Genomic DNA, 11,912 nt, shown 5'->3' on the forward strand with positions numbered 1-11,912 from the left:
TTCGCCGCGCGTCATCCGGGCTACAAGAACTAAGAACAACAAGGGAGAACAGGCGATGGATCGGCTCAAGGGCAAGGTTGCGATGGTGGTCGGCGCGGGCTCGATCGGGCCCGGCTGGGGCAATGGCAAGGCGACCGCCGTCACCTTTGCGCGCGAGGGCGCCAGCGTCTTCTGCGTCGATCGCAACGGCGCCGCGGCGGAGGAGACTGTCGGCATCATCACCGGCGAGGGCGGCAAGGCTGTCGCATTCACCGCCGATGTCTCGCGTGCCGGCGAGGTCGAGGCGATGGTCGCAGCCTGCCTCAAGGCCTATGGCCGCATCGACGTGCTCGACAACAATGTCGGCATCGCCGAGGTCGGCAGCGTGGTGGAAGTTGCGGAAGCGGAGTGGGATCGCGTCTTCGCGGTCAACCTCAAGAGCGCCTATCTGTCGATGAAGCACGTCATTCCCGTGATGATCAAGCAGGGCGGCGGCTCGATCATCAACATCTCCTCGATCGCCTCGATCCGCCATGTCGGCATTTCCTATGTCAGCTACAACGCGAGCAAGGCCGCGATGAACCAGATGACGCGCTCGACCGCGGTCGAGTTCGCCTCGAAGCATGTCCGCGTCAACGCGATCCTGCCCGGACTGATGAAGACGCCGATGGTCGCGCATTCGGCCGGGCTGGCCCAGAGCTACGCCAAGGGCGACGTCGAGGCGATGTGGCGCGCGCGCGACGCGCAGGTGCCGATGGGGCATATGGGCGACGCCTGGGACGTCGCCAACGCCGCGCTGTTCCTGGCGTCGGACGAGTCGAAATACGTCACCGGCATCGAGCTCGTGGTCGACGGCGGCATCACCTCCAAGTCGGGTGCGTGAAGGCGCTCATGATGCGATCGGATGGGACCGCATCATGATCTCACACTCTTGATTGAGCATGATCTCTTCGGAAAACCGGTTCCCGCTTTTCCGGATCATGCTCTATTGCGCCAGCGCCAGGATGCCGCCGGCCAGTGAATGCCAGGCCGCCGAGGTGCTGATCGGCCAGTTCAAGAGCTTCACCGCGACCAGTGCCAGCCCGCCATAGACGTAGACCGGGTGCGGACGGCCGCGGGTGCGCCAGTCGAACACGATCGCGACGACCAGCAGCAGATAGGCGACGAACGCCGGTGCGATCGTGACCGGGACCGGCGGTGGGCCGGGCGGTCCCGGCGGCGCGAGGAAGGTCAGGAACCAGCGCGCGACCGCCGCATCGAGGATCGAGATCGACGCCAGCAGCATCAGCCGCTTGTGGGTTTCGCGGTCACGCAGGTAGATGATCGCGAGCGCGAACACGACGGCGAAGAACAGGATGCCGCTGAGCGGAACGATCGCAAACGTAAGGCCCTCATTGAGCTGTCCGATCGCCGCCGAACGCTTCATGACGCTGATCGAGGCCACGATGCCCATCATGGTCATCGCGGTCGCCAGCGAAATGCCGATCAATCCGACGCTGCGATGCCGGGTGATTCGTCCCGAGGCGGCGAGCCAGCTCTGGAACACGAAATAGAGCGTCCAGGCGAAGAACAGCAGCCCATGCAGGTGCACCACGGGAGGCGATGACAGCGAGCCTCTCGCCATCGGCATCCAATAGGTCGGTGCAAAGCCGAGAAAGGCGACCGCCATGCAGGACAGCGCCATATAGAAATAAAAGAACTTCGCCTCGACTTTCGCCGAGGCGCGCGGGGAATTGCGATCAATGAGGATTGTCATGATGTTAGGTCTGACAAACCCTGTGATGGTTCAAAGGATATTGCGGCCCGGCGCTACGCCTCCACGCTGAGCTCGGCGCGGTCGAGCTCTTCCTCGACCAGATGGAACGCGTCGTCGCCGATCGCCTCGGTGCGGCGCAGATTGAGCAATGCCTGACGCGCCGCGGCGATGGCGCGGCGGCGCAAGGGATCCGACGGCAGCTCGCGCGAGGTCAGGCCGCCATCGGGATCATTCTCGGCGCGCAGCAGCACGGCGCGATATTCGAGCCGGAGGATCTCGGCCTCTTCCGATGGGTCGGCGTCGATCTCGTCGAGCGCGGCGCGAAACACCACGCCGCGGGCATGGGCCGCCTCGCGTCCGACCGGATCGTCGTCGGCGAAATTCAACGCCAGGATCAACGGCCGCAGCGTAAGTCCCTGGAGCACGAGCGAACCCAGCACCACGGCAAACGCCGTCAGCAGGATCAGATCGCGATACGGAAACCATTCAGGCAGCGCAAACGCCGCTGCCAGCGTGACGATGCCGCGCATTCCGCACCACGACACGATGAAGCCGCGCTTCAAGGTCGGCACGGCGTCCACCACATGGGCGGGCAGCAGGTTGCGCGCCTTCAGCGTGCGCAGCAGCGCGCCGTAGGGCATCACCCAGAGGATGCGGGCGAGGATCACGACGGCGAGGATCGCGGCGGCAAAGCTGCAATATTTCCACCGCACCTCGTCGTCGAGTCCGGACCAGATCGGGCGCAACTGCAGGCCGATCAGCATGAAGGCGAGCACGTTGAGCACGAACACCACGGTTTCCCACACCGCGTAGGACGACACGCGCAGCCGCGCCGAGGTGCGGGCCGGCGCGGTGCGCGAGATGGTGATCGCATAAGCGATGATGGTGAGGATGCCGGACAGCCCGAGATGCTCGGCAACGATCCACACCATGAAGGTGCCGCCGAACTGCGTGATGATCGCGCTCGGCGCCTCGGTGATGCGGCGCGTGATCATCATCCAGACTTGCGCGAACAGGAAGCCGGCGGCGAGACTGCCGACCAGCGCAATCGTGATGGACGGCACGAACTCGCGGATTTTCATGTGCTCTGCGGCGACGAGGCCGACCGCGACGCGATAGATCAACAGCGCGCTGGCATCGTTGAGCAGGCTTTCGCCTTCGAGGATCTTCTGGATCCGGTAGGGCAGGTTGACCTGGCGCAGGATCGCGGTGGCCGCGGCCGCATCCGGCGGCGCCACGATGGCGCCGAGCGCGATCGCAACCGCCCACGGCATGTCCGGGCGCAGCCAATGCGCGACCACGGCGACCGCCGCCGTCGTGACGCCGACCGCGACCACCACCAGCGTCGAGACCGGCAGCCAGTTGTTGCGGAGATCGCGCAGCGAGGTGTCGAACGCGGCATCGAGCAGCACCGGCGCGACGAACAGCGCCAGCGCCAGTTTGGGTTCCAGCGCCCAGGTCGGGGCCCAAGGCAGCAGCGTCAGCAGCACGCCGCCGAGCGCCAGGAAGGTCGGGTAGGGCACCTTGATCCGCCGCGCCAGCGCCGACAGCGCCACCGCTGCGAGCAACAGGCCGATGATCCATTCGAATGTGAGCAAGCCGAACCCCCCAAGTGTGGCTCCAAGTGCAGCCGATCGTCGCAATTGACGTATAATCCAGCGTGTGGTTTTGCGGCAAATGGCGCGCTGCCGGGCATCAGGGGCCGGTGGTTCGGGCGCAAGAGAGGGATGTCTTGTCGGCGACCGGGATGCGACACAAACGCGCAAATCTGGCCGTGATGCTGCTGGTCTGCGTTGGCCTGTCGGGCGCGCTGATGTCGGGCGTTGCGCGCGCCACCGGCAGCGAGCCGGGCGAGGATGTGCAGGCCAATGCCGGCCCCTGCATCGCGGCGGCAGCGGCGGCCGATGACGACAAGATCATCGACGTCTGCGGCACGCTGATCGACAATGAGAAGGCGGCGCGGCCCGATCGCGTCAAGGCGCTGATGGCGCGGGCGGCCGCCTATGACCGCAAGCAGATGATCGATCGCGCGATCGCGGACTACGACACCGCGCTCAAGCTCGATCCATCGCTTGCAGATGCGCATAATGCGCGCGGCGAGCTGTGGCGCCGCAAGGGCGATCGGCCGAAGGCGATCCTGGATTTCGACGCCGCCGTCAAGCTCGATCCCAATCACACCGCGGCCAAGGCCAACTACAAATCGCTGTCGCTGGAGCTGGAGCGGATCGGCGCCATGATGGCAGTCGCCGGCAAGCCGAGCTTCGATTGCCGCAAGGCGCGCCGACCGGTGGAGAAGGCGATCTGTGCCAATCCCACGCTTGCCGATCTCGATCGCGAGATCGTCGCATCGACGTTCCGCACGGTGCGCGAGGCGCAGAATCCGCACCAGGCGCGCGAGCTGCAGCGCGCGCAGGATCAGTTCGTCGCCCGCCGCAATTCCGAGTTCGGCAAGCCGGACTACGACCTGGAAAAGGCGATGCGCGAGCGTCTGCAGCGGATCAACGGGGTCGACGGCTACTAGTGCTCCGTTTCGATTGAAGCGGAACGGGGCTCTAGATTCTTGTTTTGACGCGTTTTCTTCACGCGAACCGGCACCCACTTCTCTCGAAAACGCTTTGCTCCGACCGGCCGAAGGTCGCGGTCATTTCGGCTTGAAACGGCGCCACTTCCCGTGACAATGGTCGGCAAATGACGCGCGACCGCGCGAGGGAGAAACGCGATGAATATCCAGCAGAGCCGGTATCATGAGGTGTATGCCCGCTCGCTTCGGGACCCCGAGGGCTTTTGGGCGGAAGCGGCGCGCGAGATCGACTGGATCGAGCCGGCCAAGAAGATCTTCGATCCCTCCGTGGGCGCCTATGGGCGCTGGTTCGCCGGCGCCGTGGTCAACACCTGCTACAACGCGCTGGACCGCCATGTCGCCGGCGGCCGCGCCGGCCAGGTCGCGCTGATCCACGATTCGCCGCTCACCAACACGATCACCAAGTTCACCTATTCCGAATTGTTGGAGGAGGTGCAGACGCTGGCCGCGGTGATGCAGGATTTCGGCGTCACCAAGGGCGATCGCGTCATCCTCTATATGCCGATGGTGCCGGAGGCCGTCGTCGCGATGCTCGCCTGCGCGCGGATCGGCGCGGTGCACAGCGTGGTGTTCGGCGGCTTCGCGGCCAAGGAGCTTGCGACCCGCATCGACGACGCCAAGCCGAAGCTGATCTTCTCTGCAAGCTGCGGCATCGAGCCCGGGCGCATCGTGCAATACAAGCCGCTGCTCGACGAGGCGATCCGCCTCGCCGGCAGCAAGCCCGAGACCTGCATCATCCTGCAACGGCCGCAGCAGGCTTGCGAGCTCACCGCGGGCCGCGACCATGACTGGGCGACGCTGCGCCAGGCCGCGTTCGACGCCGGCAAGGCCGCGCCGTGCGTGCCGGTAGCCGCCACCGATCCGCTCTACATCCTCTACACGTCAGGCACGACCGGAATCCCGAAGGGCGTGGTGCGCGACAATGGCGGTCATCTCGTCGCGCTGAAATGGTCGATGCACAATCTCTACGGCGTGAAGCCCGGCGAGATCTGGTGGTGCGGCTCGGACATCGGCTGGGTGGTCGGCCATTCCTACATTGTCTACGGCCCGCTGATTCACGGCGCGACCACCATCATGTATGAGGGCAAGCCGGTCGGCACGCCGGATGCCGGCGCGTTCTGGCGCGTGATCAGCGAGCACAAGGCAGTCGCCTTCTTCACCGCGCCGACCGCGTTCCGCGCGATCAAGAAGGAAGACCCCGAGGGCAAGTTCATCCGGAATTACGATCTCTCGAGCTTCCGCACCCTGTTCCTCGCCGGCGAGCGCGCCGATCCGCCGACGGTGGAGTGGGCGGAGCAGCAGCTGAAGGTGCCGGTCATCGACCACTGGTGGCAGACCGAGACCGGCTGGTGCATCGCCGGCAATCCGGTCGGGCTCGGCCAGCTGCCGGTCAAGCACGGCTCGCCCACGGTGCCGATGCCGGGCTATCAGGTCGACATCGTCGACGAGGCGGCGAAGCCGGTGGCGGCGGGCACGATGGGCTCGATCGTGATCAAGCTGCCGATGCCGCCGGGCTGCCTGCCGACGCTGTGGCAGCAGGACGATCGCTTCAGGGACGCCTATCTCTCGGAATTCCCCGGCTACTACAAGACCTCGGATGCCGGCTACAAGGATGAGGACGGCTATGTCTGGGTGATGGGCCGCACCGACGACATCATCAATGTCGCCGGCCACCGGCTGTCCACCGGCGGCATGGAGGAGATCCTCGCCTCGCATCCCGACGTTGCCGAATGCGCCGTGCTCGGCGTCAAGGATGCGATCAAGGGCGAGGTGCCCTGCGGCTTCCTGGTGCTGAAGGCCGGCGTGACCAAGGCGCCCGCCGAGGTCGAGAAGGACGTCGTGGCGCTGGTGCGCGACAAGCTCGGGCCGGTCGCCGCGTTCAAGCTCGCGATCACGGTGGCGCGGCTGCCGAAGACCCGTTCCGGCAAGATCCTGCGCGGCACCATCAAGAAGATCGCCGACGGCGAGCCCTGGACCATGCCGGCGACGATCGAGGACCCGAAGGTGCTCGACGAAATCGGCGAGGCCCTGAAGGGAAAGGCGTAGGCGACGATCGTCGTTCTGAAAACGAAGCGACGAAGCATGCGGTGACGCACATCCGGGAGGGCACGTCGCGTGAACCCCTCTCCCTAACCCTCCCCCGCAAGGGGGGAGGGAACCCTTCCGCCGGTGGCTCCATCACGTAAGACGAGCTGGCTGGCAAGCAGTTTGCGCTGCGTTACGTGAGGCGAGCACGCTCGTCAGGCTCCCTCCCCCCTTGCGGGGGAGGGCTGGGGAGAGGGGTGGCCCCGGGCGCGATGGACGATGAGGGCACCCATAGCGCAATCCGGCCGCGCACCCGCGAAACCCATCGGAAGCAAAACGGCCTTGATTTTGATGGATTGCCGGGTCATCCCGGCCTTCCCTGTCATATGCCACGAGATACGGACCCACGGATGCGATCCATTTCCGCACGCGCGCCACTCGCCTTGCTGCTCGCCCTGCCGCTGCTTGCAGGCTGTCTCGAGCGCGGCCGATCGCCGATCGCGGAGAGCATGGGCGACGACGATCAGTACTGCCAGGCCGGCGGCAAGGTGGCGGTCGGCTCGCCTGATTATGTCGCCTGCCGCAAGAACCGCGACGTGCAGCGCCAGAACGCCGAGGCCCGCACCGATCGGCGGCAGCGCGATCTCGGCGAATACATGATGAACAATCCGGACCGGCACTGAGCCGCGCCGACGGTCGCCGTCACGCCCGTTGCGTGCGCTTCCAAGCAAAAACGCGGCAGGTTGCCCTGCCGCGTTTCGTGTTCTGCTCTTCGAGTTGCGCGATCCGCGCTTACTCTTCCTCGTCGTCGGGTTTCTTGCCGCCGATCGTCTTCAGCTTGGCGAACACCGCATCGACGTTGAGATCGTCGTGGCGCTCGACCGGCTGGTCGTCCAGCTCGTCCTTGCGCGTGGTCTCGGAGGCCGGCAGCAGCGTGGCGCCGCCGTAGACGGTGGTGGTCGGCTTCTCCTTGGCGGCGCGCTGCACCTCGAAATCGAGCTCGATCTGCGAGCACAGGCCGAGCGTCACCGGGTCCATCGGGGTCAGGGTCGAGGCGTTCCAGTGGGTGCGGTCGCGCACGCTGGCGATCGTGGTCTTGGTGGTGCCGACCAGACGCATGATCTGGGCGTCCTTCAACTCGGGGTGGTTGCGCACCAGCCAGAGGATCGCGCTCGGCCGCTCATGGCGGCGCGACACCGGGGTGTAGCGCGGGCCCTTCTTCTTGGCGGCGGAAGGCAGCACCACCTTGCTCTCCTGGAGCTTGAGGCGGTAGTTCTGGTCGCGCTCGCCGCGCTCGATCTCCTCGCGGGTCAGCTGGCCGTTGGAAATCGGGTCCATGCCCTTGATGCCCTGGGCGGCGTCGCCGTCGGCGATGGCGCGGACCTCCAGGGGGTGCATTTTGGTAAAATCGGCCACCTGATCGAAGGTCAGGGCGGTATTGTCGACCAACCACACGGCAGTCGCCTTCGGCATCAGCGGTGCGTTGCTCATGGCAAATCTCCTTTGTGCTTCGCCCACCTCTGTCGAGGCGAAGCTGGTAGTCATCGGCGATGACGGGAATTATGGCGCCTATATAAGCCCTCCGGGGGGAATGGCGCAATGGCCCAGCAAAATCGCCTTGACAGCGCCCGAAAGCAGTCCCAAGTCCTTACCGTAACTGGCCGTTCCCCGCCCCGCCGGCGAGGGGTGATTCGGTCCCGAGATTGCTCCGAGACAGCCCCAAGACAGCCCCAAGACAGCCCATGTCAGCGAAAAAACCCGACCTTAGAATCGTGCTTTGTTCCCCCCGCGGCTTCTGTGCCGGGGTGGTCCGCGCCATCGACACGGTCGAACGTGCCCTCACCATTTATGGCGCGCCGGTCTATGTCCGGCACGAAATCGTCCATAACAAGTATGTGGTCGACAGCCTGAAGACCAAAGGCGCCATTTTCGTCGAGGAATTGGCCGAAATCCCCGACGACACCGACGCGCCGGTGGTGTTTTCCGCCCACGGCGTTCCGAAATCGGTTCCCGCCGAGGCGAAATCCCGCAATTTCTTCTCACTGGACGCGACCTGTCCGCTGGTGACCAAGGTCCACCGCGAGGCGGCGATCCATTTCAAGCGCGGCCGCGAGATCCTGCTGATCGGACATTCCCATCACCCCGAGGTGGTCGGCACCTTGGGCCAGCTGCCGGTTGGCGCCGTGACCCTGATCGAGACCGCCGAGGATGCCAAGACCTTCGTTCCGAAGGACCCCAACAACCTCGCCTTCGTGACCCAGACCACGCTGTCGATCGACGACACCGCGGAAATCGTGGCGCTGCTCAAGCAGCGCTTCCCGAACGTCAATGGTCCGCACAAGGAAGACATCTGCTACGCGACCACCAATCGCCAGCTCGCGGTGAAGAAGGTGGCGCCGGTGGTCGATGCCCTGATCGTGGTCGGCGCGCCGAACTCGTCAAACTCGCAGCGCCTGCGCGAAGTCGCCGAGCGCGAGGGCTGCCCGATCGCCGTGCTCGCCCAGCGCGCCAGCGACATCGACTGGAGCAGGTTCGAAGGCATCAGTAGCCTCGGCATCACCGCGGGCGCATCGGCGCCGGAGGTGATCGTCGAGGAGATCATGGGCGCCTTCGCCGAGCGCTACGAACTGCACGTGGAGACGGTCTCGGCCGCGGAAGAGAACGAGTTCTTCCCGCTGCCGCGTTCGCTGCGGCCCGACGCTGCCGCGGCGGAATAGACCATATGGCGGTCTACACCGACGTTGCCGCCGAAGACCTCGCGGAATTCCTCAAAAGCTACGACATCGGCGAACTGCTCTCCTACAAGGGCATCGCCGAGGGCGTCGAGAATTCGAACTTCCTGCTGCACACCAGCGAGGGCGCCTACATCCTCACGCTCTATGAGAAGCGCGTGGCGGAGGACGACCTGCCGTATTTCCTGTCGCTGATGGCGCATCTCGCCGAGCGCGGCGTGTCGTGCCCGCAGCCGGCGCGCAACCGCAAGGGCGAGGTCACTAGCCGGCTCGCCGGCCGGCCCGCGGCGATCATCAACTTCCTCGAGGGCGTGTGGCCGCGGCGGCCGAACGTGGCGCATTGCTCCGGCGTCGGCGAGGCGCTGGCCAAAATGCACGTTGCCGGCCGCGATTTCCCGCTAGTCCGCAACAATCCGCTGTCGGTCGCCGGCTGGCGGCCGCTGTTCGATCTCGCCGCCGCGCGGGCCGACAGCGTGCAGCCGGGCCTGCACGACTTCATCGCGCGTGAGCTCGATCATCTCGAAGCTGCCTGGCCGACCGATCTGCCGGTCGGCGTCATCCATGCCGACCTGTTTCCCGACAACGTCTTTTTTCTGGGCGACAAGCTCTCGGGCCTGATCGACTTCCCGTTCGCCTGCAACGACATCCTGGCCTACGACGTCGCGATCTGCCTCAACGCCTGGTGCTTCGAGCCGGACCATTCCTTCAACGTCACCAAGGCGCGCGCATTGCTCAACGCCTATGGCCGCGAGCGTCCGCTGTCGGCGGCGGAAGAGGCCGCGCTGCCGCTGCTCGCGCGCGGTGCCGCGATGCGCTTCCTGCTGACGCGGCTGGTCGATTTCCTCAACGTGCCCGAAGGCGCGCTGGTGCAGCCGAAGGACCCGCTGGAATATGTCCGCAAGCTGCGCTTCCAGCAGAACGTCGCGAGCCTGCGCGATTACGGCATCACGCCGGCCGGATGCGCGGCGTGAGCGACAAGCCGCATGTGATTGTCTTCACCGATGGTGCCTGCTCCGGAAATCCGGGGCCGGGCGGCTGGGGCGCGATCCTCCGGTTCGGCGAGGTCGAGAAGGAATTGAAGGGCGGCGAGCCGCACACCACCAACAACCGCATGGAGCTGATGGCGGCGATCTCGGCGCTGGAGGCGCTGAAGAAGCCCTGTGTGGTCGATCTCACCACCGACAGCCAGTATGTCCGCCAGGGCATCACCGGCTGGATCCATGGCTGGAAGCGCAACGGCTGGCGCACCGCCGACAAGAAGCCGGTCAAGAATGTCGAGCTGTGGCAGCGCCTCGATGCCGCGCTGAAGCCGCATGAGGTGCGCTGGCACTGGATCAAGGGCCACGCCGGCCACGCCGAGAACGAACGCGCCGACGAGCTGGCGCGCGAGGGTGTGGCGATGGCGAGGTTGAAGGGGTAGGGCGCGCCGCGAGTGCGTAGGATGGGTAGAGCGAAGCGAAACCCATCATCTCAATGCACGGTACGAAGGCGATGGGTTTCGCTGCGCTCTACCCATCCTACGAAGCCGCGACCCCGGCTATCACCATGCCCATAACTGTCATCGCCCGCGAAAGCGGGCGATCCAGTATTCCAGAGACGGTGGTGATTGAAACGAGAGGCCGCGGCGTACTGGGTCGCCCGGTCGAGCCGGGCGACGACAGCTATGTTTGCGGCGAAAGCGTCAGCTCAGAGCTGCCCGAGCAGCGTGTCGCCGCCGGAGACCTCGACCTTGCCCGGGGCGGGCTCGAGGTTGAGCTTCTTCACCACGCCGTCCTCGACCAGCATCGAGTAGCGCTTGGAGCGGATGCCGAGGCCGTTGCCGGAGGCGTCGAGCTCCATGCCGATCGCCTTGGCGAAGTCGGCATTGCCGTCGGCGAGGAAGACGGCTTCGTCGCGCTGGTCGGTGTCGCGCTTCCAGGCGTTCATCACGAAGGCGTCGTTGACCGAGACGATCGCGATGGTGTCGACGCCCTTGTTCTTCAGGGCATAGGCGTTGAGGAAGATGCTCGGCAGATGCATCTTGTGGCAGGTGCCGGTGTAGGCGCCGGGCACGGCGAACAGGGCGACCTTCTTGCCCTTGAAAATATCGTCGGTGGTTTTGACCTGCGGACCCTCGGCGGTCATCACGCGAAACTTGGCTTCCGGCAGCTTGTCGCCAACATTGATCGTCATCGTTGTTCTCCCTCGGTGAAGCGGAACTGTCTTAAACCCGGCTACAGCACGGCACAATACGGGCTCGCCGAAGAACGGCAATGCCCGACCATCGTCACCGTTCCGTCATCAGCCGGAAAACCCGCCGGCGTCGAGAAAGGCCTTCTCCTCGGCCGTGGTCTGCCGGCCCAGCACGCGATTCCGGTGCGGGAAGCGGCCGAACCGGCGGATGATATCGGCGTGGTCCTCGGCGTATTTCAGGTTGTCGGGATGGCAGTCATATTGCCGGAACAGCGTCACGCATCGCTGCTGGTCGGCGAGGTCCTCCGAATGCTCGAAAGGCAGATAGAGGAATTCGCGCAGCACCGGGTCGGTCCGCGCATCGACGCCGCGGTCGATGGCACGGCTTGCAACCTCGCGCGCCAGCTTGTCGGTGGAGAAGGTCTTGCTATCGTTGCGAAACAGGTTTCGCGGAAACTGGTCGAGCGCGATGGCCAGCGCCAGCGCACCGTCGTCGCTGGCCTCCCACGACGACAATTCGCCGGCAGCCGCTTTCTGCCAGGTGGCGAGGAAGCGGCTGCGGATTTCGGCATCGAAGGCGTCGTCGTGCTTGTACCAGCGGTCGCGGCCGGCATTCCGCCAGAAGCCAAGCACGTCAGCCGGCGTCACGAGGCTTGCGTCAGACATC

Annotated in this window: 12 protein-coding genes; 7 read left to right on the plus strand and 5 right to left on the minus strand. The window is 65.5% G+C overall.

The window, feature by feature from the left end:
* The first annotated feature begins 55 nt into the window (after nucleotides 1-55).
* Nucleotides 56-862, plus strand: coding sequence for an SDR family NAD(P)-dependent oxidoreductase (locus IF803_RS11665; protein ID WP_316395930.1), 807 nt, complete (start codon nucleotides 56-58; stop codon nucleotides 860-862).
* Nucleotides 863-964: 102 nt separating this feature from the next.
* Here IF803_RS11665 and IF803_RS11670 read toward each other — a convergent pair whose 3' ends face one another.
* Together IF803_RS11670 and IF803_RS11675 are read right to left on the minus strand one after the other, a co-directional pair.
* Entirely contained in the window at nucleotides 965-1,735 is a 771-nt protein-coding gene (locus IF803_RS11670) for a hypothetical protein (protein WP_461192228.1), read from the minus strand.
* Nucleotides 1,736-1,788: 53 nt separating this feature from the next.
* Complete coding sequence (locus IF803_RS11675) at nucleotides 1,789-3,333, minus strand: cation:proton antiporter (RefSeq protein WP_461192229.1); 1,545 nt, start codon at nucleotides 3,331-3,333, stop codon at nucleotides 1,789-1,791.
* A gap of 149 nt (nucleotides 3,334-3,482) precedes the next feature.
* Here IF803_RS11675 and IF803_RS11680 point away from each other — a divergent pair, with 149 nt between their 5' ends.
* The 3 genes from IF803_RS11680 (at nucleotide 3,483) to IF803_RS11690 (ending at nucleotide 7,024) form a co-directional block, all read left to right on the plus strand.
* The gene (locus IF803_RS11680) at nucleotides 3,483-4,256 is read left to right on the plus strand and encodes a tetratricopeptide repeat protein (protein ID WP_461192230.1); all 774 of its coding nucleotides are present in this window, start codon (nucleotides 3,483-3,485) and stop codon (nucleotides 4,254-4,256) included.
* A gap of 198 nt (nucleotides 4,257-4,454) precedes the next feature.
* Nucleotides 4,455-6,362: a propionyl-CoA synthetase gene (locus tag IF803_RS11685; protein ID WP_461192231.1), complete on the plus strand. Its 1,908-nt coding sequence runs from the start codon at nucleotides 4,455-4,457 to the stop codon at nucleotides 6,360-6,362.
* Between the two features lie 389 nt (nucleotides 6,363-6,751).
* Nucleotides 6,752-7,024: a hypothetical protein gene (locus IF803_RS11690; RefSeq protein ID WP_075969207.1), complete on the plus strand. Its 273-nt coding sequence runs from the start codon at nucleotides 6,752-6,754 to the stop codon at nucleotides 7,022-7,024.
* A 109-nt stretch (nucleotides 7,025-7,133) separates the two neighbouring features.
* Here the strand turns inward: IF803_RS11690 and IF803_RS11695 are convergent, their stop codons facing one another.
* Nucleotides 7,134-7,832 carry a DUF1013 domain-containing protein gene (locus tag IF803_RS11695; protein ID WP_028342602.1) on the minus strand — a complete coding sequence of 233 codons (699 nt, stop codon included), beginning with the start codon at nucleotides 7,830-7,832 and terminating at the stop codon, nucleotides 7,134-7,136.
* A gap of 251 nt (nucleotides 7,833-8,083) precedes the next feature.
* Here IF803_RS11695 and ispH point away from each other — a divergent pair, with 251 nt between their 5' ends.
* From ispH to rnhA, 3 genes are read left to right on the plus strand one after another with little or no spacing between them, the layout of a single operon-like run.
* Nucleotides 8,084-9,058: a 4-hydroxy-3-methylbut-2-enyl diphosphate reductase gene (gene ispH / locus IF803_RS11700; RefSeq protein WP_028342601.1), complete on the plus strand. Its 975-nt coding sequence runs from the start codon at nucleotides 8,084-8,086 to the stop codon at nucleotides 9,056-9,058.
* A gap of 5 nt (nucleotides 9,059-9,063) precedes the next feature.
* On the plus strand, nucleotides 9,064-10,044 hold the full coding sequence (locus IF803_RS11705) for a homoserine kinase (protein ID WP_461192232.1): 981 nt from the start codon (nucleotides 9,064-9,066) through the stop codon (nucleotides 10,042-10,044).
* Nucleotides 10,032-10,493, plus strand: a complete 462-nt coding sequence (rnhA, locus tag IF803_RS11710) for a ribonuclease HI (protein WP_461192233.1) — start codon at nucleotides 10,032-10,034, stop codon at nucleotides 10,491-10,493. Before IF803_RS11705 ends, rnhA begins: the two co-directional genes overlap by 13 nt.
* A gap of 266 nt (nucleotides 10,494-10,759) precedes the next feature.
* Here the strand turns inward: rnhA and IF803_RS11715 are convergent, their stop codons facing one another.
* Complete coding sequence (locus IF803_RS11715) at nucleotides 10,760-11,245, minus strand: peroxiredoxin (protein ID WP_028342598.1); 486 nt, start codon at nucleotides 11,243-11,245, stop codon at nucleotides 10,760-10,762.
* A 108-nt stretch (nucleotides 11,246-11,353) separates the two neighbouring features.
* A complete protein-coding gene (locus IF803_RS11720; protein WP_461192234.1) occupies nucleotides 11,354-11,911 on the minus strand; it encodes a DUF924 family protein in 558 nt (185 codons plus the stop codon).
* Nucleotide 11,912 lies beyond the last annotated feature (1 nt).

This window comes from Bradyrhizobium sp. UFLA06-06 (assembly GCF_054820065.1).

Excerpts from the sequence above, each read along its gene's own strand:
- IF803_RS11690 (WP_075969207.1), top strand. The coding sequence starts at position 6,752 with ATGCGATCCATTTCCGCACGCGCGCCACTCGCCTTGCTGCTCGCCCTG.
- IF803_RS11680 (WP_461192230.1), top strand. The coding sequence starts at position 3,483 with ATGCGACACAAACGCGCAAATCTGGCCGTGATGCTGCTGGTCTGCGTT.
- IF803_RS11670 (WP_461192228.1), bottom strand. The coding sequence starts at position 1,735 with ATGACAATCCTCATTGATCGCAATTCCCCGCGCGCCTCGGCGAAAGTC.
- IF803_RS11695 (WP_028342602.1), bottom strand. The coding sequence starts at position 7,832 with ATGAGCAACGCACCGCTGATGCCGAAGGCGACTGCCGTGTGGTTGGTC.
- IF803_RS11720 (WP_461192234.1), bottom strand. The coding sequence starts at position 11,911 with ATGTCTGACGCAAGCCTCGTGACGCCGGCTGACGTGCTTGGCTTCTGG.
- IF803_RS11685 (WP_461192231.1), top strand. The coding sequence starts at position 4,455 with ATGAATATCCAGCAGAGCCGGTATCATGAGGTGTATGCCCGCTCGCTT.
- rnhA (WP_461192233.1), top strand. The coding sequence starts at position 10,032 with ATGCGCGGCGTGAGCGACAAGCCGCATGTGATTGTCTTCACCGATGGT.
- IF803_RS11665 (WP_316395930.1), top strand. The coding sequence starts at position 56 with ATGGATCGGCTCAAGGGCAAGGTTGCGATGGTGGTCGGCGCGGGCTCG.
- ispH (WP_028342601.1), top strand. The coding sequence starts at position 8,084 with ATGTCAGCGAAAAAACCCGACCTTAGAATCGTGCTTTGTTCCCCCCGC.
- IF803_RS11705 (WP_461192232.1), top strand. The coding sequence starts at position 9,064 with ATGGCGGTCTACACCGACGTTGCCGCCGAAGACCTCGCGGAATTCCTC.
- IF803_RS11715 (WP_028342598.1), bottom strand. The coding sequence starts at position 11,245 with ATGACGATCAATGTTGGCGACAAGCTGCCGGAAGCCAAGTTTCGCGTG.